Annotated in this window: 21 protein-coding genes; 11 read left to right on the top strand and 10 right to left on the bottom strand. The window is 33.2% G+C overall.

Annotated elements, in window-relative coordinates:
- Window positions 1-57 precede the first annotated feature (57 nt).
- A complete protein-coding gene (locus AA088_RS03515) occupies window positions 58-789 on the top strand; it encodes a biotin--[acetyl-CoA-carboxylase] ligase (RefSeq protein ID WP_046743581.1) in 732 nt (243 codons plus the stop codon).
- Between the two features lie 82 nt (window positions 790-871).
- Here the strand turns inward: AA088_RS03515 and AA088_RS03510 are convergent, their stop codons facing one another.
- Both AA088_RS03510 and pyrE read right to left on the bottom strand, forming a co-directional pair.
- Window positions 872-1,264: an SRPBCC family protein gene (locus AA088_RS03510; protein ID WP_046743580.1), complete on the bottom strand. Its 393-nt coding sequence runs from the start codon at window positions 1,262-1,264 to the stop codon at window positions 872-874.
- Window positions 1,265-1,286: 22 nt separating this feature from the next.
- Window positions 1,287-1,931, bottom strand: a complete 645-nt coding sequence (gene pyrE / locus AA088_RS03505) for an orotate phosphoribosyltransferase (RefSeq protein ID WP_046743579.1) — start codon at window positions 1,929-1,931, stop codon at window positions 1,287-1,289.
- Window positions 1,932-1,938: 7 nt separating this feature from the next.
- Here pyrE and AA088_RS03500 point away from each other — a divergent pair, with 7 nt between their 5' ends.
- Entirely contained in the window at window positions 1,939-2,520 is a 582-nt protein-coding gene (locus AA088_RS03500; RefSeq protein ID WP_046744126.1) for an NUDIX hydrolase, read from the top strand.
- 72 nt (window positions 2,521-2,592) lie between these two features.
- On the opposite strand, the gene AA088_RS03495 is transcribed toward AA088_RS03500, so the two are convergent.
- A complete protein-coding gene (locus AA088_RS03495) occupies window positions 2,593-4,344 on the bottom strand; it encodes a M14 family metallopeptidase (RefSeq protein WP_046743578.1) in 1,752 nt (583 codons plus the stop codon).
- A 185-nt stretch (window positions 4,345-4,529) separates the two neighbouring features.
- On the opposite strand from AA088_RS03495, the gene AA088_RS03490 reads away from it, so the two are divergent.
- The 3 genes from AA088_RS03490 (at window position 4,530) to AA088_RS17535 (ending at window position 10,615) form a co-directional block, all read left to right on the top strand.
- Complete coding sequence (locus AA088_RS03490) at window positions 4,530-6,137, top strand: SulP family inorganic anion transporter (RefSeq protein ID WP_046743577.1); 1,608 nt, start codon at window positions 4,530-4,532, stop codon at window positions 6,135-6,137.
- Between the two features lie 82 nt (window positions 6,138-6,219).
- On the top strand, window positions 6,220-8,436 hold the full coding sequence (locus AA088_RS03485; RefSeq protein WP_046743576.1) for a tetratricopeptide repeat-containing hybrid sensor histidine kinase/response regulator: 2,217 nt from the start codon (window positions 6,220-6,222) through the stop codon (window positions 8,434-8,436).
- Window positions 8,423-10,615, top strand: coding sequence for an ATP-binding protein (locus AA088_RS17535; protein WP_082106548.1), 2,193 nt, complete (start codon window positions 8,423-8,425; stop codon window positions 10,613-10,615). Before AA088_RS03485 ends, AA088_RS17535 begins: the two co-directional genes overlap by 14 nt.
- A 17-nt stretch (window positions 10,616-10,632) precedes the next feature.
- On the opposite strand, the gene coaD is transcribed toward AA088_RS17535, so the two are convergent.
- Entirely contained in the window at window positions 10,633-11,085 is a 453-nt protein-coding gene (gene coaD / locus AA088_RS03475) for a pantetheine-phosphate adenylyltransferase (RefSeq protein WP_046743575.1), read from the bottom strand.
- 32 nt (window positions 11,086-11,117) lie between these two features.
- Window positions 11,118-12,098: a D-alanine--D-alanine ligase gene (locus AA088_RS03470; RefSeq protein WP_046743574.1), complete on the bottom strand. Its 981-nt coding sequence runs from the start codon at window positions 12,096-12,098 to the stop codon at window positions 11,118-11,120.
- A gap of 121 nt (window positions 12,099-12,219) precedes the next feature.
- Here AA088_RS03470 and AA088_RS03465 point away from each other — a divergent pair, with 121 nt between their 5' ends.
- Window positions 12,220-12,816 carry a PASTA domain-containing protein gene (locus AA088_RS03465; protein WP_046743573.1) on the top strand — a complete coding sequence of 199 codons (597 nt, stop codon included), beginning with the start codon at window positions 12,220-12,222 and terminating at the stop codon, window positions 12,814-12,816.
- Window positions 12,803-13,843 (top strand): RluA family pseudouridine synthase, encoded by a 1,041-nt coding sequence (locus tag AA088_RS03460; RefSeq protein ID WP_046744124.1) that lies wholly within the window; start codon window positions 12,803-12,805, stop codon window positions 13,841-13,843. The genes AA088_RS03465 and AA088_RS03460 overlap by 14 nt, the downstream gene beginning before the upstream one ends.
- 54 nt (window positions 13,844-13,897) lie before the next feature.
- Here the strand turns inward: AA088_RS03460 and AA088_RS03455 are convergent, their stop codons facing one another.
- Together AA088_RS03455 and AA088_RS03450 are read right to left on the bottom strand one after the other, a co-directional pair.
- A complete protein-coding gene (locus AA088_RS03455) occupies window positions 13,898-14,341 on the bottom strand; it encodes a hypothetical protein (protein ID WP_046743572.1) in 444 nt (147 codons plus the stop codon).
- Between the two features lie 35 nt (window positions 14,342-14,376).
- A complete protein-coding gene (locus AA088_RS03450; protein ID WP_046743571.1) occupies window positions 14,377-14,925 on the bottom strand; it encodes a hypothetical protein in 549 nt (182 codons plus the stop codon).
- Between the two features lie 190 nt (window positions 14,926-15,115).
- Here AA088_RS03450 and AA088_RS03445 point away from each other — a divergent pair, with 190 nt between their 5' ends.
- From AA088_RS03445 to AA088_RS03430, 4 genes are read left to right on the top strand one after another with little or no spacing between them, the layout of a single operon-like run.
- Window positions 15,116-15,772, top strand: coding sequence for a VOC family protein (locus AA088_RS03445; RefSeq protein ID WP_046743570.1), 657 nt, complete (start codon window positions 15,116-15,118; stop codon window positions 15,770-15,772).
- Window positions 15,773-15,802: 30 nt separating this feature from the next.
- Window positions 15,803-16,561, top strand: coding sequence for a peroxide stress protein YaaA (yaaA, locus tag AA088_RS03440; protein ID WP_046743569.1), 759 nt, complete (start codon window positions 15,803-15,805; stop codon window positions 16,559-16,561).
- A 4-nt stretch (window positions 16,562-16,565) separates the two neighbouring features.
- The gene (locus tag AA088_RS03435; protein ID WP_046743568.1) at window positions 16,566-17,297 is read left to right on the top strand and encodes a hypothetical protein; all 732 of its coding nucleotides are present in this window, start codon (window positions 16,566-16,568) and stop codon (window positions 17,295-17,297) included.
- A gap of 8 nt (window positions 17,298-17,305) precedes the next feature.
- Window positions 17,306-18,028, top strand: coding sequence for a uracil-DNA glycosylase family protein (locus AA088_RS03430; RefSeq protein WP_046743567.1), 723 nt, complete (start codon window positions 17,306-17,308; stop codon window positions 18,026-18,028).
- 10 nt (window positions 18,029-18,038) lie between these two features.
- On the opposite strand, the gene rlmF is transcribed toward AA088_RS03430, so the two are convergent.
- From rlmF to trpB, 3 genes are all read right to left on the bottom strand, one after another.
- Window positions 18,039-18,935: a 23S rRNA (adenine(1618)-N(6))-methyltransferase RlmF gene (gene rlmF / locus AA088_RS03425; RefSeq protein WP_046743566.1), complete on the bottom strand. Its 897-nt coding sequence runs from the start codon at window positions 18,933-18,935 to the stop codon at window positions 18,039-18,041.
- A 271-nt stretch (window positions 18,936-19,206) separates the two neighbouring features.
- A complete protein-coding gene (trpA, locus tag AA088_RS03420; RefSeq protein ID WP_046743565.1) occupies window positions 19,207-19,971 on the bottom strand; it encodes a tryptophan synthase subunit alpha in 765 nt (254 codons plus the stop codon).
- A gap of 8 nt (window positions 19,972-19,979) precedes the next feature.
- Window positions 19,980-21,167 carry a tryptophan synthase subunit beta gene (gene trpB / locus AA088_RS03415; RefSeq protein ID WP_046743564.1) on the bottom strand — a complete coding sequence of 396 codons (1,188 nt, stop codon included), beginning with the start codon at window positions 21,165-21,167 and terminating at the stop codon, window positions 19,980-19,982.
- Window positions 21,168-21,178 lie beyond the last annotated feature (11 nt).

The following is a 21,178-nucleotide window of genomic DNA, read 5'->3' as shown; positions in this document are numbered from 1 at the left end:
TAAATGTTTTTTATTACTCCTTTATCATAAGAATATCTAAAGATTTTTAAATATACAATGAAAATTATCAAACTTGATGCCATTGATTCCACAAATAGCTATTTACGAGCGTTAAGTACCAGAGAAATTTTAGATGATTATACAGTAGTAACAGCAAGATTTCAAACTGCTGGGAAAGGACAAATGGGAACACAATGGGTTGTTGAGCAGGGTAAAAACCTAACTTTTAGCGTGTTTAAGAAGATTGAACAGTTAGAAAATAATCAAGGGTTTTTTATAAGTATGGCAACTTCTTTGGCAATTTATCATGCTTTGAAACAACTTCAAATTCCTAAACTAGCGATTAAATGGCCAAACGACATTTTGGCAGATAATCATAAGATTTGCGGAATTTTAATTGAAAATGTCATACAAAATAACAAAATGACAGCAGCAGTTATAGGAATTGGATTGAATGTGAACCAACTTCAATTTGAAACGCATTTTAGAGCTACATCTTTAAGGAGAAATACAGGAATTCAGTATGATTTGAATGAAGTTTTATTTGTGATTTTGGCGCAACTGAAAGCTTTTTTTCAATTCATCGAAACTCAGTCTTTTGAACAACTACAACATGCGTATGAGTCTTTGTTGTTCAGAAAAGATAAACCTTCTACCTTTTTAAATGCTAACAATGAGCGATTTATGGGGTTTATAAAAGGTGTAGAAAAAAGTGGAAAGTTAAAGGTGCTGTTGGAAGATGATGTTCTAAAGACATTTGATTTAAAAGAGATAAAACTATTATACTAGAATTGTAATGTTAATTTTTTACTCAATAAAAAAGTCGAATAAATTTACTTCATTCGACTTTTCTATATAGTAATGGTACAACTTATAAGTTGCTCATATTTTCTGCGAGTGTATTTACAAACTTGCCAATAGGACCTTTAATCATCATAGCCATCATTGGGTTAAAGCTTCCTTCAAAAACCAATTGAGCTTCACTTTTTCCAGTTTCTATTTCTTGTATATTTCCAGTAAGTGTAAAAGGAAGTTTGTCTGAAGCAGCTCCTAAAACAACAGTGTTTGGAGGAGTACTCTCTTTTAATTTTAAAACAATTTCAGGCATTCCTTTTAAGGCAAATAGAAATTTACCTTCTTCCAACACTTCAAATTTGCTAATGTTTTCAGGCATTAACTTTTCAAAATTTTCGACATTCGTCAAAAAATCATACAGTTCTTGAGGAGATTTGTGTACTGTAACTTTAGGGCTTTCTATATTCATATTATTAATTTATAATATTCAATCAATTAGCATTCCAATTTGCAGGGTCTTTTCGCCAATTTTCTAAAGATTCTAATTCTGCAGACGTTATATAATTGGTTTGTAATGCTTGTTCTAACAAGTTTTCATAATTACTTAGTGTGTGCAAATTGACATTGGTTTTTTCAAAATTTTCTTTTGCGATGTCAAAATCATATGAAAAAATAGCCACCATTCCTTTTACATTCACTTCTGCAGCTTCAAGTGCTTTTACAGCATTTAAGCTACTTTTGCCAGTACTAATTAAATCTTCAACGACCACTACATTTTGTCCTTTTTGTATAAATCCTTCAATTTGATTTTGACGTCCGTGCTTTTTTGCTTCTGGTCGAACATATACAAAAGGAACACCCAAATATTCGGCAACCAAGATTCCAATTCCGATAGCGCCTGTTGCTACACCAGCGATCACATCAGGCTTTCCATATTCTTTCTCAATGTGTTTAGCAAACTGCTCTCGCAGGTAGTTGCGTATAGGCGGAAAAGATAAGGTGATTCTATTATCACAATAAATAGGCGATTTCCAACCAGAAGCCCAAGTAAAAGGTTCTTGTGGTTGTAATTTTATTGCGTTAATTTGCAATAACAATTCCGCAGTTTTTTTGGCTGTGTTTTTATCAAAAATCATAATGCAAATGTATAAAGTTTTTATCAATGAAAAGCTCATTATTTTATCAAATGAAATACAAAAAAGTGAAATTTCTGACGTTTATTTGTTAAAAGATATTGATTTTGAGTGGCTTATCGGGAAAATGGTCTCTGGGAAAATAGAAAAAGCGATCTTATATCATGCTTATGAAGATGAGTTGTTGCCTTTGTTGTACAGAAAACTTCCTTTGGTTGAAGCTGCTGGTGGTTTGGTGAAAAATGAAGAAGGGAAAACATTATTTATTTTCAGAAATGGAAAATGGGATTTACCTAAAGGAAAAACAGAAAAAAAAGAAAGTATTGAAGAGACAGCCATACGAGAAGTAGTAGAAGAGACAGGCGTTAGAGGATTAATGATTACTGATTTTTTAATGCAAACTTACCATATTTTTAAGCGTAATGGAGAATACCGATTAAAGCTAACTCATTGGTATGCCATGAAAACAGCATATAATGGAGTTCTGTGTCCGCAAGAAGATGAAGGGATTGTTCATGTAGTGTGGAAAGATGATGAAGAAATTAGGGAAGCATTGCAAAATTCTTATGAAAATATAAAGTTATTGTTTTAGACTGAAGCAAAATATTTAAAGAGTTTACTTTACCTCAAACAATAAAATATGCACCTTTGGCAAGGATATCGATTACTTTAAAATTCGAAAAATAGGATAGCGTAAATGTGCTTTTTCGTAATGATGTGATTTTTTATAAATCCATTGAAGTTGTTGTGACGCATTTTTAGCAAATGTTTCATCGGAAGCTTTCAAGTTTTCAAATTCTGTATTCCAAGATGGATTTTTTTCTAGCAATTCTTTAGCTTCGTCTTCAAAAACATACGCCGAAAACCCTTCTTTTTGTTGTAAAACTGTATCGAAAAAATTCCAATTAAAAAACGAATCTACAGCTTCAGGTTCTAATGTTTCTATTAAGTAACGAAAAGCTGGTTGATTTGTTCTTATGACTATATCTCCTTTTCGAAAAACAAGTTTGTTTAAAGAGCTAGTGACTTGTGTATTGTAATGTGGGTAATGACCTTCGTATGGATTTTGATATGTTTTATAATCGGCAATATGATATACTTCTACATCTATCAATGTATCTTTTTCAACGGTTTGCATCTCTACTTGATTCAGTCGAAGTAAAGCCAATACATCGTGCCAACCTTGCGGAATTACATATGCTTTTGGTACAATGATTTCTTTTTTCGGTTGAAAATAATTATAATAATCTACTGGTTTTGTGAATGGTTTACTTGCATCGTACTTTAATCGTTGTTGACCTGTAACTTCACTTTCTACCAAACTACCTTCAAAACCTTTAAAAAGGAGTGTACTTTTTTGTTCTCTATTTAATTCCCATTGTATTGGATACGTAACATCTGCTAAAAACGATTCATGTGTTTGTTTTCTAATCGTTTTAATTTTTGTGTGATGTTTTGTGTCAATATTTTCAATCAAAGCGTCCATCAGAGCATACGTTCCTTCTACACGTTGTTTATACGGTTTGAGCATATGCGTTTCTACCATCAATCCAAGCGAGTTAAAAAGTGTAGTATAGCCTGTTGAATATCTTGGCGAATCCATAAATTGAGAAAATCCAGCTTCAGGTGTTCTTCCAAAAACATTTACATAAGGTGTAATGTCCCAATTATTTTTTGCAAGTGTATTTTCTAAATCAGGCATCAAGGTTTCATGTAAAAATTTGCCAGCTTCGTGTCCTAATTTATTATGTTGAGTGAATAAATGCGTGAGTGCGTATTGATAATCAGCTCCATTACTCACGTGATTGTCTACAAATACATCTGGTTGTACTTTGTGGAAAATTTTAGCGAATGTTTTTGCATTTTTCGTATCCGATTTAATAAAATCACGATTTAAGTCGTAATTCCGAGCATTTCCGCGAAAGCCGTACGATTCAGGACCATTTTGATTAGCTCTAGTGCCTGAATTTCGATTCAAACTACCACCAACATTATATACAGGAATTGCTGAGATTACTACATTTTCGGGTGCTTTTTTAGTGCCATTTGCCAAATCTCTTAATAAAAGCATTGTCGCATCAATTCCGTCACTTTCTCCAGGGTGAACTCCATTATTGACCAATAAAATCGTCTTCTCTTTTCGGAGTTTGTCAAAGTCAAAAGTACCTTCTGGATTGTACGTTACCAAATGTAATGGCTCGCCCGAATCGGTTTTGCCGATTGTTTCTAAATGAATTTCAGGATAAGTTTCTGCTAAGTTTTTGTAAAACTTGATAACTTCAGGATAGGTAGGAGTCTGTGTTCCTTTAGAAGTCTCAAAGACAGTCGTAAAATTATAAGATGGAGAGTTTTCTTTGTTGGAAGTAGTACAAGCAATAAAGATTGCTATAAAAAAAAGACAAAAAGAAGTTTTCATGAAAAATAATTTATGACTTGTCAAACTTAGTCAAAAAAACATAAAAAATTCTTACGAACCATAACTGAACATTAATGTTGTATGGAAAGCGTTGCAATTTCATATTCTTAAAAAACTTGTCAGAAGAAATAATAACTGTATTTTTGCCGCTTCTTAAAATCAAGAAAATTCAAGACTAAAGAAGTATGACTGAGTTTATTAGAAAGCGAACGGCAAATGCCAAGAATGACATATTAAGTGGATTAACAGTAGCATTGGCTTTAGTGCCTGAAGCAGTAGCTTTTGCCTTTGTTGCTGATGTGCCGCCAATGGTTGGATTGTATGGTGCCTTTATGATGGGATTGATTACAGCTGTTTTTGGAGGTCGTCCAGGGATGATTTCTGGAGCAACAGGAGCAATGGCTGTAGTAATGGTTGCCTTGGTGAAAAAAGGAAATGAGTTTGGAATTGAAGGAGGAATGGGTGAACAAGGATTACAGTTTTTATTCATCACATTACTGATGGTTGGAGTAATTCAAGCAATGGCTGGAGCTTTTAAACTTGGGAAATTTGTACGATTAATTCCGCACCCAGTAATGATGGGATTTGTAAATGGTTTGGCAATCGTAATTTTTATGTCACAGCTAGAAATGTTCAAAACAGGAACTGGAGATGAGAAGGTCTGGCTACAAGGTACTGCTTTATGGATAATGCTTGGATTGGTTGGACTCACTATGTTAATTATGTGGGGATTGCCAAAATTGACCAAAAAGTTGCCAGAAGCATTAATTGCGATAATTGTGGTTTCTGCAATTGTAATTTTAGGAAATATAGATGTTGCTACAGTAAAATCATTTATTGTAGAAGGAAGTGGAGGCACAGCTACAGGTTTAAAAGGCGGTTTGCCAATGTTTCAAGCAGATATATTTTCAACTAAGCTTTGGACAATTGAAACACTTACTATTATGGCTCCGTATGCACTTATATTAGCTGCGATTGGATTGATTGAATCATTGATGACTTTAAACTTGGTCGATGAACTGACTGAAACGAGAGGAAATAGTAATCGCGAATGTTTAGCACAAGGAGGTGCAAATATTATCAACGGACTTTTTGGCGGAATGGGCGGTTGCGCAATGATTGGACAATCTATTATTAATATCAAAGGAGGTGGACGCGGTCGATTGTCAGGAATTGTAGCAGCAATTGCCTTATTATGCTTTATTTTATTTGCTTCAGGATTAATTGAACAAGTACCTATTGCCGCATTAGTGGGCGTAATGTTTATGGTTGTAATTGGTACGTTTGCGTGGAGTAGTTTTAGAATTTTACATAAAATTCCTGTAAGTGATGCCGTTGTATTAGTGGCTGTTTCTTTAATTACAGTATGGAAAGATCTAGCTATAGCGGTAATTGCAGGAGTCATTATTTCGGCATTGGTATTTTCATGGGAAAATGCAAAGCGTATTCGAGCACGCAAAAAAACATTGCAAGATGGAACGAAAGTGTATGAAATTTTTGGGCCCTTATTTTTTGGAAGTATTCAAGCGTTCAATAGCAAATTTGATGTGAAAAATGATCCTGAAAAAGTAGTGATTGACTTTATGGAATCGAGAGTATCCGATCATTCTGCTTTGGAAGCGCTTTTTAACTTGATTCAAAAATATGAAGTAGCAGGTAAAGAACTCCGTATTAAACATTTAAGTGACGATTGTAAAGCGTTGATGATCAAAGCTTCTCCAAAATTAGCAAATGTAATCGAAGATGATATAGATGATCCTAGGTATTATGTCATGATGGATCTTCAAAAATAAATCTTTCAGAAGAAACGTTAAAAAAATAAAAACTACGTTAAATTTCGTATCTTTTTCGGCGGATTATAGCCTACTACCAGATATGAATGCTTTACGCGCGTTTCTATTGTTTTTTGTTTTTACAAATCCTCTATTTGGACAAATAGGGCGTACGGTTGATAAAGATAGTATCATTCAACTGCAAACCACTGCAAAAGAGTTATTAAAGCTTCGAAAATTTAGTCAGGCTCTTGCCCATAGCCAACGAGCTTTAAAATATGCAGATCTTTTGGAGAATGATAGTTTGGTAGCTGAAAGTTATCGAACAATAGGTAGCGTATATTTACAAATGCGTTCACAAAATCAGGCAATTCAAAATTATGAGAAAGCAATTTCATATTACAACCTAAAAAAAAATGAACGACGCTTACTTACAATTTACAATAACATCACCAAATACTTACTGAAAAATAAGTTCTATGCCAAAGCAGATGAGTATCTTCAAAAAAGTCTGGTTTGCTCAAAGAAGTTTACAAATGAAATAGCTTCCATTGTACCAAAACATTACATGGGTAAATTGTATTTGGTAAAAAAAGAGTACGCAAAGGCACAAGATTGCTTTGATAAGGTAATAGATTTCTGTACTAATAATCCAAAGGATAAGGCTGACAATGAACTATTAGAGCAAGCTTATTATTACAAAGGAAAAACGTTGCGTTTGTTAGGAAATATGGACGAAGCCAAACAGTATTATCAAAATGTAATCTCAATATGTAATCCTATACATAAAACACATTTAGAATTATTGTCTTTAGTGTATCAAGATTTAGCTACTATTTACAGAGCAGAAGGTAATATTGATGCAGAATCGAGAGCTTTAGAAAAATATGCTGAGTATTATGAAACATTCAGTGAACAGCAAAAAGAAGAAACGCTTTCTGAAATAGTACTTAAATATGGAATTGACGAATACGAAAATCGTCTCGAAGTGATAGAAGACGATCGGGAATCAAAAGAATTATACATAAGAAATTATAAACGACTTACTACTATTTTGGTCATAATATTGATTGTTCTTGGAATTTTGACTGGGATATTTTATCTCAATCAACGCGCAAAAATTAGAACCAATGCATTACTAAGTAAACAAAATCAAGAGCTATTTGAAGCCAAAAAGCAGATTGAAAATGTTTCTAAAATTCGGTCAAACTTTTTCTCATTAATCAGTCACGAACTACGCACACCTTTATATGCTATCATAGGAATGACCAATTTATTGCTTCTAGAGAAACCGGAAAAATATCAGGAACGTTATTTAAAATCATTAAAATTTTCAGGAGAACATCTACTTGCAATCATCAATAATATTCTTCAAATGAATAAGATTGAAGCGAGTAAAATGAAAGCTGTTAAAGAAAATGTAGATCTTCGTAAAAGTGTTAAAAATGTAGTGAATTCGGTAGATTTTCTAGTAAAGGAAAATCGAAACTCAATTGATATAAAAATTGACGAACGAATTCCTGCTCAATTATTAGGAGATAGTCTAAAAATATCTCAAATTCTCTTTAATCTGTTGGATAATGCTGTACGTTATAATATGGAATCAGCAGTGCGATTGCGTATTTATCAAGTCTCAGAAACATTAGAAACAGTTACGTTGAAATTTTCAGTAAAAGATAATGGTTTAGGGATTCCTCAGCAAAAAAAGCATATTGTATTTGAAAATTTAGAAAAAGGAATTGTACTAGGCGAAGATAATGGATACCTTGAATTAGGCTTAGGACTTACTACTGTGAATAATCTATTAAAAGTACTAAAGTCTAAGCTTCATTTGAGAAGCGTATTAGGCAAAGGTTCTGAGTTTTATTTTGAGTTAGAACTGGGAAAAATAAAATCTGGAGTAGAAGAAGATGAATTTGAAAACAAGAACTATCACTTTGATAATCTTGAAATATTGATAGTAGACGATAATGCTGTAAATGGTTTATTAACCCAAAAAATACTTGAACGTCAAAATGTCAAAACGAAAGTAGTGAATAGTGGTTTTTCAGCATTGGAAATTATAGAAAAGCAATCATTTGATTTGATTTTGATGGATATGTTTATGCCAAAATTGAACGGTTTGGAAACGATTCAAAAAATTAGAGAAAGCGATAATGATATCCCAATAATATTACTAACGGCAATGGAAATTTCAGATGCGTATGCAAAAGTTGTCGACACTAAAATTAGTGGTGTAATAAGTAAACCCTTTGAACCAGAAATGCTGTATGATAAAATTGATTATGTGATACACCAACAAGCAAATGATGAAGAATAATTACTATTTACATATAGTAGTGTGTTTGCTTTCATGTGTATGCATATATGCACAAGAAATAACCAAGGATAGTATTAAAACACTCAATGGAAAAGCGTTTGAGCTATCTAGAGACTATAGTTTTGGAAAAGCTTTGTCGTATAGTTACTTGGCTATTCAGCATGCAGCTAATAATGGAGACGACTCTTCGTTGGCTTCTTCATATCATATATTGGGACAAACGTATGCACGAATGCAATATCGTGACAAAGCAAAAAATTATTACACGAAGGCTCTTGAAATTCATCGAGAACTTGAAGATACTTTTGAAGTTATTTTAGTGTATCACGATTTAATTCGTTTAGAACAAAATCAGAAAAGCTTTATTGAAGCAGATAAGCATCTTGAAGAAGCATACGAAATTGCAAATACGTCTACTAATTTTGAGCATGTGCTCGTATTGGATTGGGCAAAAATTACCTCTTTAGTACTTCAAGAAAAATACAAAGAATTATTAGCACACGCAGAAATAGTTGAAGACCGTTCAAAAAAAACTGAAAATGAGCTTTTTAGAAAAGCACGGCTGAATTACATTGAATTTATCAAAGGACTTGCATATTACCATTTAGGAAACTACAAATTGGCACAAGTACTTCTTGAAAAACATACGCAGAATGAATATGTTCATGTAAATGATCTTGCGACTTCATACAAGTTGTTAGTTTCTATTTATAAGCAAAACGGGGAAACAGAAAAACAACGTGAGGCACAATACCAATACCAACAAAATCTTCAAAAAAAATTAAGGAAAGAACAAGAAAGTTTAGAAAAAGAACTATTTGCCAATTACAGTCCAAGCAAAGACCAAATTAAACTAGAAGATCTTGAGCAAAAAAATATTCAAAAAAGTATCATTGTAAATCGTTTTAAGATTGTATTAGTAATTATAGCGTTGCTATTAATAGGTTGTTTGATACTTGGTGCTTTGATTGTAAAAGCGATCTACAAAAAGATACGAAGCAATCGACTTTTACGAATCAAACAACTCAAATTGGAGGAAGCCAAATTAAAAGCAGAAATGGCTTCTAAAACAAAATCCAATTTCTTCTCTATGATGAGTCATGAACTTCGTACTCCTTTGTATGCTGTTACCGGAATCACTCATTTGTTGATGGAGGAAAATCCTAGAGCTTCACAACAACAATATTTAAAATCTTTAAAATTTTCAGGAGATCATTTATTATCGCTAGTAAATAATATTCTGCAGGCAAATAAACTAGAAGAAAATACAATCACCATTGGAGCATCTACGTTTAATTTAAAAGCGAATATTGACAATATAATCAAATCGTTTGACCTGTTAATTAAAGACCGGGAAAATGTATTACACATCGCTTATGATAGTGAAATCCCTGAATTGTTAGTAGGAGATAGTTTAAAAATATCACAAATACTGATTAATCTTATCAGTAATGCAATCAAATTTACCAAAGGCGGTGCCATTCGGTTAAGTGTTGAAAAAGTGGCAGAAACTGACGATGAAGTACAACTGCATTTTTGTGTTCAAGATACAGGAGTTGGAATTCCAAAAGAAAAACAGGAAAAAGTTTTTGAAATGTTTTCTCAAAATCAAGACAATGCCAACCACGAATACCAAGGTTCTGGTTTGGGACTATCAATTGTAAAAAAGTTACTTGAAGTGTATGATAGCGAAATTTACATGACAAGTAAAGAAAATGTAGGAACAACTTTTACATTTGACATTACATTCCCTAAAACAACAGAAGGTGTAGATCCTAACATTGAAGTTCATATTGATGATATAGACTTTAGTCAGCTTACAATGTTAGTGGTAGATGATAACAAAATCAACCAAATGCTGACTAAAAAAATATTGTCTACAAAGCAAATAACTACTGATATTGTTGCTAGCGGTGCTGAAGCCATTGAAAAAGTAAAAAATACACACTACGATGTTATTTTAATGGATATCCATATGCCTGAAATGGATGGTTATGAAGCAACAAAAGCCATACGGAAATTTAATAAAGAAGTGCCAATTATTGCTTTTACGGCTGTTTCTTTAGATGATAGTTTGCCTAAAATTATTAGTTCGGGGATGAATGATATGTTAATCAAACCTTTTGTGGCGTCTCAATTATTTTCTCTCATTAAAAAATATGTAAAGAATAACCAATAACGATTCATCCAGAATATTTACACGCGAACACTATCTGGTACAAGTAAAGTATAATCGCCATTATTTCGGATTACTTCACGTACTATTGAAGATGAAATATAGGAAGTACTTGCAGCAGTCAATAAAAAGACTGTTTCGACAGGCGCCAAATCACGATTGGTATGAGCAATTGCTTTTTCAAACTCAAAATCAGCAGGATTTCGTAATCCACGTAAAATAAAATCTACATTATTTTGCTCACAAAAATGAACGGTTAATCCTTCGTATGTAACAACTTTAACACGAGGCTCATCTTTAAAAGCTTCCTCAATGAATTGCTTGCGTTGCTCTAAACTGAACATGTATTTTTTTGAAGAATTTACACCAATTGCCACAATAATTTCATCAAATAATTTGATACCTCGTTGAATAATATCGTAGTGGCCTAAAGTGATTGGATCAAAAGACCCTGGGAAAATAGCTCGTTTCATGATTGTGTAATTTCTGTAATACGTACAAGATACTATTTTTTAGCCAAAGCCAATTCAATAGCATTTCCAAATAACTCCGTCAGTGAAATACCTGCAACTTTTGCTTGTTTTGGCAAAATACTTTCTTCAGTCATTCCTGGGACAGTATTCACCTCTAGAAGATAAGGTTCTCCATCTTTAAAAATGAATTCGCTTCGAGAAAATCCATCTAATTTTAAGATTTCATAAATATGTTTTGCAACTGTTCTTACTTTTTCTTCCATATCAACAGAGATGCGAGCAGGTGTAATTTCTTGAGATTTTCCCAAATATTTCGCTTCATAGTCAAAAAAATCGTTTTCAGAAACAATTTCAGTAATTGGCAAAACGGTGGTTTCTCCTTTATAATTGATAACTCCTACAGAAACTTCGGTTCCTTCTAAAAAAGATTCGATAATAACCTCATCATCTTCATGTAAGGCAACAGCTATCGCTTTTGGAAGCTCTTCTATACTGTGAACTTTGGACACACCAAAACTACTACCTGCTTTATTTGCTTTCACAAAACAAGGCAAACCTACTTTATCAATAATAGCTTTCGCATTTACAGTATCACCAGCATTTAAATAATAAGAAGTAGCACATTTAATTCCGTAGGGTTTCAATGTCGAAAGTAAATCTCGTTTATTAAAAGTTAGTGCGGCTTGGTACATTCCACAACTTGTATGAGGCATTCCCAACAAGGCAAAATAACCTTGCATATAACCATCTTCTCCAGGGGAGCCGTGAATTGCATTAAAAACACCATCAAAAGATATTTTTTGTGTGTCTATTTGAACGGAAAAATCATTTTTATCTATAGGAAATTCTCGTTCATTTTCGGTAACGCATACCCATTTATCTTTAAAAATATGGACTTTATACACGTTGTATAAATTTTTATCCAAATGTTCGTATACTACGCTACCTGTTTTCAATGAGATTACGTATTCACTAGAATAACCGCCCATAATAATGGCTATATTTTTCTTCATTCTTACAAGAAATAACTCAAATAATCGTTATGTAAACGAAAGTAAATGTATTTGAGGACAAATCAAAGTAGAATAAAAGGAATAACATTATGTATATTTGTCCTTTTAAAATAAGTTATAAATGGATTTTATCAAATTTATATTCACCAAAACATTCTTAAAGCAACTGGCAATCGCTGTTGGTGTGTTAGCAGTATTGGTGTTTATTATCATGAAGTGGCTAAATATGTCTACTAATCATGGTGAATTTAAAACGGTACCTGACCTGAGTAAACTTTCTTTTGAAGAAGCAAAAGCAAAATTAGCAGAAAATGATTTGCGTTATTACTTAGAAGATACCATTAACTATAATCCTGACTATCCTGCTTATTCAGTAATTGAACAAAATCCAGTTGCAGGCGAAAAGGTCAAAGAAAATAGGAAAATATACTTAAAAATTAATCCATCTAAATATCGTGAGATTTCAGTTCCGTATGTAGTTCAAATTACAAGAAGAACTGCAGAGTCTACACTCAATGCAGTAGGTTTTTCGGTTGATAAAGTTATATACAAAGACAATATCGGGAAAGATATGGTTTTGGGGATGCAACATGAAGGTAAACCCATAAAACCGGGAGACAGACTTCCCAAAAAATCTAAAATAGAACTTATTTTAGGAAATGGAAAACGACCAGGAAGCAGTACATCTCAACAAACGAATGATGATGCAGGAGCATAATTTTCCACAACCAGAAGAGGAGAGCGACGAGTTGTACGAACACTACTCGTTTACAGCAGAGAAAGGACAACAGCCGCTACGTGTTGATAAATATTTAATGAATTTTATTGAAGGAGCTACCCGTAATAAAATTCAACAAGCTGCCAAAGACGGTAATATTTATGTGAATGACAAACCTGTAAAATCGAATTACAAGGTTAAAGGAAATGATGTAGTCAGAGTGTTGTTTGCACATCCGCCATATGAACATTTATTGGTAGGTGAAGATATACCAATTGATATAGTTTATGAAGATGAAGATGTCTTAGTAGTCAACAAACCTGCTGGAATGGTTGTGCATCCTGGGCATGGAAACTACTCAGGAACATTGATCAATGCTTTAATTTATCACTTTGATAATCTTCCTAAAAACTCTAATGAACGACCAGGATTAGTACACCGAATTGATAAAGATACAAGTGGATTATTGGTAGTCGCTAAAACGGAAGAAGCAATGACGCATTTGGCGAAACAGTTTTTTGACAAAACTTCAGAGCGTTTGTATTATGCATTGGTTTGGGGAAATGTAGAAGAAGAGGAAGGAACTGTAGAGGGCAATATTGGACGTCATCCAAAAAACAGATTACAAAATACGGTATTTCTAGGAGATGATGCTTACAAAGGAAAACCTGCCGTTACACATTACAAAGTTATAGAGCGTTTTGGATATGTTACATTAGTCTCTTGTAAATTAGAGACTGGACGTACACATCAAATACGTGTGCATATGAAACATATCGGTCATACTCTATTTAATGATGAACGCTACGGAGGAGAACGCATATTAAAAGGAACTACATTTACCAAGTACAAACAGTTTGTAGAAAACTGTTTTAAGACTCTTCCAAGGCAAGCCTTACATGCAAAAACACTTGGGTTTGTACATCCAAGAACAGGAGAAAAAATGAGTTTTGAATGTGAGATTCCTTCTGATATGGAAGAATGTATTGAAAAATGGCGCAACTATGCAAAACATGTAGATCTCTAAAAGAGAAACATATACAAGCAAAGTTTTTAATGACTTATTTAATTAATTAGACAACTAATTAGTTTGTTCAAAAAGCAGTGATTTTTTCTTGTAGTCTAACTGAATTTGTGAGTATTTTTTCTTTTTAATGAAGTTCAAATCCTTTTTAGAAATCTCAAAACTTACTTGAGTAATCCAACGGTTAAACTCATCTGAAAACTCTGAATTTATTTCTTTACTATCAGAAGTCAATGACAATTCTGTATCGCCTAAAAAACGAAGTGTAACACCTTTAAATGTTTTAATCTTAGCTGTTTCAAGAATAATTAGCTCCATGAATACATAACCGTTTAATTCTTGAATGCCAGCCCAAATGCCACCAGCCTCAGAACTTGCTAACTGTTCTCCAGGAATTTGTTTGATTTTTTCTGCTGAGAGCGGTTCATTATAAGCGCGTTCTGTAGCTTTTGAACTTCCCATACGAGCTAATACTTTATCAACGGTTTTAAATAATTTCATGCGTATTTTTTTAAGAGCTGCAAGATAATGCTATTCTAAGAAAGATGTAACAATTGATTCAAAATATCTAAATGTGATTGTTCACTTCTCAATTCAATATCTAGGCGGTTAGTTGTAATTGAAACCTTGAAAATTTTACCAGATGTAAATAACGGTTGTAAAATAGCCAATACCTTATCAAAATAAACAGATTCTTCACCTTTATACATTATTCCATATTTAGGAAACAACGTCATTTTTTTAAATGACGGATTAAAAAAATTAAAAAAAGTCCTCTTTCGGATTACTACAGTATTCAAAGCCGTAATAGTACAAGACCAGTGAGCAAGCTCAAGTAAATTTTCAAATTTAGAAGATAAAAGTAAATTTCCCGTTCCAGTATATGTTGCTTTCTTATATTTTAACATCCATGTTTTATGGGTAGTGATTTTGCCTTTTATGAAATAACTGTTCGCATTGTACAATCCTTTCACGTTTCCGTGTTTATCTTTAACAAAACTTTCAACTTCTTCACAAAACATTTTATTAGCAATAAAAAAAGGAGAGTTTACTTCGTAAGGTAATGCGTTGGATTTTATCTTCATGATATCGCTTTTTAAATAAGTTGAAAAAAGATTTTAAATGTTACATTCCTAAATCAGTGATTTGTAGAATTTTGGTAAGAAGTATTTATTTTCTTAATAGCAAACACCTCATAAATAAATACTATTTCTTTATAAATGATAACTTTTTGGAAGGTTATTATGTATCGAGGAAAAGTAGTAATTTTAAGTCATGCAAATAAATGAACTTACTCTTTTTACGACAAATTTGGAAGCACAGCAGTATTTTTACACGCAAGTGTTAGAATTCCCTTTAATAGCTGCCGATGTGGAAAAATTTACCGTAAAATTAGGGGTTTCTTCTCTCACGTTTGTGAAATCAAATCACAGTCAGCAAGCCCATTTTGCCATTAATATTTCTTCGTATAAAATACAGCAAGCATTGCAATGGATTCAAAAGCGAACGGATATTCTACTCTGTGATAACGAAACTATTGCTGACTTTTCTGGTTGGAATGCGGAAGCTTTGTATTTTTATGATAAAGACCGAAATATTGTCGAATTCATTGCGCGGAAAGATTTAGATGTGGTAAATACGCATCCTTTTTCTACAGCAGATTTGTTAAGCATTAGCGAAATAGGAATCGTTTCTACTGATAATAAATCAATTTATGATGAATTGAATAAATTGCGACCAATTGAAATATATGATGGAAGTTTTGACCGTTTTTGCGCTCTTGGAAATGCCGAAGGATTGTTCATTCTAGTAAATAAAAACAAGAAAAAATGGTTTCCGACCAATGAAGAAGCATTTATTGCAGATTTTCGTATAAAAGGCGACTATAATTTTGCGTATATCAACGGATCTATAGTCACCGAAAAATTGTAATTTTAACACTCAAAAAAGAAAAAATACCCAATGAAAATTGTTATTTCACCTGCAAAATCTTTAGATCTAGACAGCGCAATTCCGACAAAGAAATACACAGAAGCGTGTTTCTTGAAAGAAGCAGAACGATTAAATAAAATTCTTAGAAAGAAATCGCCCAAAAGCTTATCGAAACTAATGAATATTTCTGATTCGTTGGCAGATTTGAACTATCAGCGTAATCAAGAATGGGAATTGCCGTTTACCACTGAGAATGCGCGTCCAAGCATTTATACATTTAGCGGGCAGGTTTTTCAAGGATTGGATGCATTTACACTTCCTGAAAATAAAATAGATACGTTGCAAAATACCTTGAGAATTCTCTCTGGTCAATATGGTTTATTAAAGCCATTAGATTTAATACAACCGTATCGTTTGGAAATGGGCACAAAATTACCAGTAGGGAAAAATAAAAACCTATACGAATTCTGGAAACAGAAAATTACGACTCAATTGAATAACGAATTGGAAGATGGTGAATTATTTGTCAATTTAGCAAGTAATGAGTATTACAAAGCTGTAGATGAAAAAGCGTTGAAAGTCCCTGTAATTACTCCTGTTTTTAAAGACTTCAAGAATGGACAATACAAAAGTATCATGACTTATGCAAAGCTTGCTAGAGGATACATGACACGATACATTATTGATACAAATGCGCAAACTATTGATGACGTAAAAGGATTTAATTATGAAGGTTATGGTTTTAGTGAAGAACTTTCAAGCGGAAACGAATTGGTATTTACTAGATAAGTAAATGATTCGATTTTTTACACCTGTATTGATATTACAATTATTCTGTTTGTATCATGCTTACAAGAATAAAAAGGACGCTTTTTGGTATTATTTAATATTCATACTTCCGTTGATTGGCGCTATAATTTATCTTATTACACAAGTATTTAACAAAGCAGATATAGAAAAAGTAACAGATGAAATAGCTACGGCGATTATTCCTTCTAAAAAAGTGAAAGATGCCGAAAAAAGATTGGCTTTTGCAGATACATTTCAAAATAGAGTAGCACTTGCCGATGCGCATTTTGAAAATGGAAATTTTGAAGAAGCAAGCACACATTACAATGCTGTTTTAAAGGGGAATTTTCAAAATGATTTTTATGTGATATCACAACTTATTAATGCAAAGAATCACATGCAATGCTATGAAGAAGTTATTCAGCTAGCTGAGAAAGTCAAAAACAAACAGGAATTTAAAAACTCCAAGACACAGTATGTTTACGGATTAGCATTAGACGCGGTGGGACGCACAGAAGAAGCAGAAGAAAATTTGAAAACGATAGACCAACGGTATTCCAATTATGCAGAACGATTGATGTTGGCAAAGTTTTATGAAAGAAACGGGAAAAGTGCCGCCACCATTGAAATTTTAGACGAGATTATAGCAGAATCGGAGCACATGTCCACTCATAATAAAAGAATGTATCGTTTTGTCGTCCAAGAAGTGAAGAAATTTAGAACGGAATTACAGTAACTCATTTTATGTTTTTTCACAAGCATCCATACGCACCATTTATTCAAGATGATACAGAAAAACTGATTGTAGGAACTTTGCCTCCGCCACGATTTTCTACGGGCAATTTGCTCGAAAAAGATGTGGATTTTTGTTATGGAAGTTACTACAATTCGTTGTGGTTGTTTTTGGATAAAATTTACGATTTAAACTTACGGTACGACAATTCAAAAGAGGCAATTGATCAACGAAAAAAATTTCTCATTCAACATAAAATTGGTGTTTGCGATATAGTTGATAGTTGTGAGCGTGAAAAGATTGATGCATCCGACTTAGGAATGCAACAGATTCAATTGCGTGATGTAATTGGATATTTGAGAAAGTTTCCAAACGTTCATACACTACTTTTTACAGGAGGCAATTCAAAAAATGGTCCAGAATATTTCTTTCGAAAACACTTAAAAGAATATGATTTAAAGCTTGAAGTTGTTTCTAATGAAATTCCTAGAATTCATCAATTTGACGTGAGCAAAGCTAAACGTATTTGTCATACAGAACGTGATTTAATAGTACAGACAAAAAAATGCAATCAATTACCTTCTAGATACATTAAAACAGTTTCTTTGACTTCTTCTTCGGGCGCAGCCAATCGCTCCATAGGAAGCAATCCGTTGTATAAAAAACTAAAACGTCAAAATCCAGATTTTACTACTTTTGATTTTCGCGTGAGACAGTATCAAGAGTTTTTCTAAATAGTTTTTCCTATTGAAAACTCCAAGCCAAAATTCTACTGAGCTTGTTGCCTTGTCCCATCGGAATGGTTTTGACAGTTTTTGCATTGACACGTTTCAAGGCTTCGTAAAATGCAGGGAGATGCTCCTTTTTGGAAACTAAAGTCGTAAACCACTTGCATTGTTTGGAAAACAAAGCACTTTCTTTAATCATATTTTTAATAAACTTCTTTTCACCACCTTTACACCACAATTCATTATGTTGTCCTCCAAAATTGAGTGTCAAAGTTAAAGGATGTGTTTCTTGAAGATTTTGCAATTTTCGACGGGTACCTTCTTGAGCTTGTTTAGCAGATCTGTGAAATGGCGGATTACAGATCGTAACGGTAATCTGTTCTTTCGGGCGAATAATTTCTTTAAAAATAAAGTTTGGATTTTCTTGTTTTCTCAATTCTACACGATTATGTAAACGAGAATTATTCTCAATAATATTTGTTGCATTTTCAAGAGAAACGGTTTCAATATCACTAGCGATGAACGTCCAGTTGTATTCGTGTGTACCAATGATTGGGTAAATTAAATTAGCACCAGTGCCAACATCTAAGCACGTTACATTTTGTGTAAGATTCGTTTCTTTCAATAAAGATGCTATATGATGAATATAATCGGCTCTACCAGGTATTGGTGGACATAAGTAATGTTTGGGAATCTCCCAAAAGTCAATTTTATAATACGCTTTCAGCAATGCTTTGTTTAGTAACAATACTGCTTTAGGATTGAAAAAATTGATAGTTTCTGTGCCAAATTCGTTAATGTTTACAAACAGTTTCAGTTCAGGGCATGCATTTGTTAATACTCCAAAGTCATATTGACCTTGATGTTTGTTTCGAGGGTGTAAGGATACTTTTTGTTCTTTGGATGAATTCATGTCGGAAATTGTATAAACAGCTCAAAATTTTATTAATAGGGCTCCTTATTTTTAATTTTTAAAATATATAAAATATAAAGCGTACAAATAATTAAACCAAAAATTAAGCCCATTAGTCTTGAAATAATAAAACCATCTCTGTCTAATTCTAAGAAGTAACTTATAATCATAGCCAACATCATTAGAGCAGTATAAATGACCAAAAAATAATTTGAAGCTCTTCTTTTGTTTGACATTATTCTAATTTTAATTAAGTAAAAAAATAGAACAGTTACTTTAAAATTCCATCTACGAATTCTTTCACAGATGTAGCTCCATGTTCGGAAAGATGTTTGATAAATGCACTACCAATAATTGCGCCTTTGGCTTTTTGAGTAGCTTGTGTAAATGTATCTTTATTCGAAATCCCAAAGCCAACGATTTGTGGATTTTTTAAGTTCATTGCTCCAATTCGTTCAAAATAAGTTGCTTGAGAATCACTAAAACTGTTTTTTGCGCCTGTTGTTCCTGCAGAACTCACCATGTAAATAAATCCGTTGGAAATACTGTCAATAAATCGGATGCGTTCTTCAGAGGTTTGAGGTGTAATTAAAAATATATTGATTAAACCATATTTTTCAAACGTCTTTTGATATTGCTCGTGATACACATCAACAGGCATATCAGGAATAATTAAACCGTCAACACCCACTTCTTTACATTTGGCACAAAAAGCTTCAATTCCGTATTGCATCATTGGATTTAAGTACCCCATAATAATTAGTGGAATAGATACACTTTGACGAATGTTGGCTAATTGTTCAAAGAGCAATTTACTTGTCATTCCATTTTTTAGTGCTTGGGTAGAACTTGCTTGAATAGTAGGGCCATCGGCTAATGGGTCACTAAAAGGCAAACCAATTTCAATCATATCAACACCATTTTTTTCTAAATTTTCAATGATGCTGACCGTATCATGTAGTTTTGGAAAACCAGCCGTGAAATAGATGGATAGTAATTTCTTATCTTCTTGTAATTTTTGATTGATTCTATTCATGTTCAATACTATAAATTAAAATATTTTATATAGGTATCTAAATCTTTATCGCCACGACCTGAAAGATTCAGTACTACAATCTCTTCTGGTTTAAATTTTCGTTGTTCAAATACGGCTAGCGCATGTGAAGTTTCAATTGCAGGAATGATGCCCTCTAGCTGCGATAATTCCAAGCCAGCTGTCATGGCTTCATCATCTGTAATGGAAATAAATTCAGCTCGTTTACTTTCGTATAAATGTGCATGCATTGGTCCAACGCCAGGATAATCCAATCCGGCAGAAATTGAATATGGTTCTGTAATTTGCCCATCTTTTGTTTGCATCAATAAAGTTCTACTTCCATGAATGATTCCATCTTCGCCTAATACAGAAGTAGCAGCACTTTCTCCAGAATGAATGCCTTTTCCTGCTGCTTCCACAGCAATTAGATTTACTCGCTCATCATCTAAATATTGATAAAAAGCACCAGCGGCATTACTTCCTCCACCAACACAAGCAATCACATGATCAGGATATGAACGACCTTCTTTTTCTTGCAATTGCCATTCAATTTCCTCTGAAATAACTGCTTGAAAACGTGCTACCATATCAGGATATGGGTGCGGACCAACCACTGAGCCAATAATGTAATGCGTATCCAACGGATTGCTAATCCAGTCACGAATAGCTTCATTTGTGGCATCTTTTAAAGTTTTACTGCCAGATTTAGCTGCTCGAACTTCGGCTCCTAACATTTTCATACGTGCCACATTTGGTGCTTGTCGTGAAATGTCAATTTCTCCCATATATACAATGCATTTCATTCCCATTAAAGCACAAACAGTTGCTGTTGCTACACCGTGTTGACCTGCGCCAGTTTCTGCTATAATGCGAGTTTTTCCAAGACGCTTTGCCATTAAAATTTGCCCAATTGTATTGTTTACTTTGTGTGCGCCTGTATGATTCAGATCTTCTCGCTTTAAGTAAATTTTCGTATGGTATTTTTGGGATAAGCGTTCCGCATGGAATAGAGGAGAAGGGCGACCTACATAGTCTTTCAGTAATTGCTTGAATTCTTTTTGAAAGGAATCTTCATACATGATTTGTAGATAGTGTTTACGTAACTCTTCTACATTTGGATAGAGCATTTCAGGAATATATGCACCGCCAAAATTTCCATAATATCCTTTTTCGTTTACATGATACGTTTTTTTCATAGCTTCTATTT

It is taken from the genome of Kordia zhangzhouensis (genome assembly GCF_001005305.1).
Lineage (GTDB): Bacteria > Bacteroidota > Bacteroidia > Flavobacteriales > Flavobacteriaceae > Kordia > Kordia zhangzhouensis.
Note: the sequence above shows the minus strand (reverse complement) of the source record. Positions and strands in the feature narration are given on the sequence as shown.

Excerpts from the sequence above, each read along its gene's own strand:
- coaD (WP_046743575.1), bottom strand. The coding sequence starts at position 11,085 with ATGAAACGAGCTATTTTCCCAGGGTCTTTTGATCCAATCACTTTAGGC.
- AA088_RS03485 (WP_046743576.1), top strand. The coding sequence starts at position 6,220 with ATGAATGCTTTACGCGCGTTTCTATTGTTTTTTGTTTTTACAAATCCT.
- pyrE (WP_046743579.1), bottom strand. The coding sequence starts at position 1,931 with ATGATTTTTGATAAAAACACAGCCAAAAAAACTGCGGAATTGTTATTG.
- AA088_RS03430 (WP_046743567.1), top strand. The coding sequence starts at position 17,306 with ATGTTTTTTCACAAGCATCCATACGCACCATTTATTCAAGATGATACA.
- AA088_RS03450 (WP_046743571.1), bottom strand. The coding sequence starts at position 14,925 with ATGAAGATAAAATCCAACGCATTACCTTACGAAGTAAACTCTCCTTTT.
- AA088_RS03470 (WP_046743574.1), bottom strand. The coding sequence starts at position 12,098 with ATGAAGAAAAATATAGCCATTATTATGGGCGGTTATTCTAGTGAATAC.
- AA088_RS03490 (WP_046743577.1), top strand. The coding sequence starts at position 4,530 with ATGACTGAGTTTATTAGAAAGCGAACGGCAAATGCCAAGAATGACATA.
- AA088_RS03515 (WP_046743581.1), top strand. The coding sequence starts at position 58 with ATGAAAATTATCAAACTTGATGCCATTGATTCCACAAATAGCTATTTA.
- AA088_RS17535 (WP_082106548.1), top strand. The coding sequence starts at position 8,423 with ATGATGAAGAATAATTACTATTTACATATAGTAGTGTGTTTGCTTTCA.
- AA088_RS03445 (WP_046743570.1), top strand. The coding sequence starts at position 15,116 with ATGCAAATAAATGAACTTACTCTTTTTACGACAAATTTGGAAGCACAG.
- AA088_RS03500 (WP_046744126.1), top strand. The coding sequence starts at position 1,939 with ATGTATAAAGTTTTTATCAATGAAAAGCTCATTATTTTATCAAATGAA.
- AA088_RS03495 (WP_046743578.1), bottom strand. The coding sequence starts at position 4,344 with ATGAAAACTTCTTTTTGTCTTTTTTTTATAGCAATCTTTATTGCTTGT.
- rlmF (WP_046743566.1), bottom strand. The coding sequence starts at position 18,935 with ATGAATTCATCCAAAGAACAAAAAGTATCCTTACACCCTCGAAACAAA.
- AA088_RS03460 (WP_046744124.1), top strand. The coding sequence starts at position 12,803 with ATGCAGGAGCATAATTTTCCACAACCAGAAGAGGAGAGCGACGAGTTG.
- yaaA (WP_046743569.1), top strand. The coding sequence starts at position 15,803 with ATGAAAATTGTTATTTCACCTGCAAAATCTTTAGATCTAGACAGCGCA.
- trpB (WP_046743564.1), bottom strand. The coding sequence starts at position 21,167 with ATGAAAAAAACGTATCATGTAAACGAAAAAGGATATTATGGAAATTTT.
- trpA (WP_046743565.1), bottom strand. The coding sequence starts at position 19,971 with ATGAATAGAATCAATCAAAAATTACAAGAAGATAAGAAATTACTATCC.
- AA088_RS03510 (WP_046743580.1), bottom strand. The coding sequence starts at position 1,264 with ATGAATATAGAAAGCCCTAAAGTTACAGTACACAAATCTCCTCAAGAA.
- AA088_RS03435 (WP_046743568.1), top strand. The coding sequence starts at position 16,566 with ATGATTCGATTTTTTACACCTGTATTGATATTACAATTATTCTGTTTG.
- AA088_RS03455 (WP_046743572.1), bottom strand. The coding sequence starts at position 14,341 with ATGAAATTATTTAAAACCGTTGATAAAGTATTAGCTCGTATGGGAAGT.
- AA088_RS03465 (WP_046743573.1), top strand. The coding sequence starts at position 12,220 with ATGGATTTTATCAAATTTATATTCACCAAAACATTCTTAAAGCAACTG.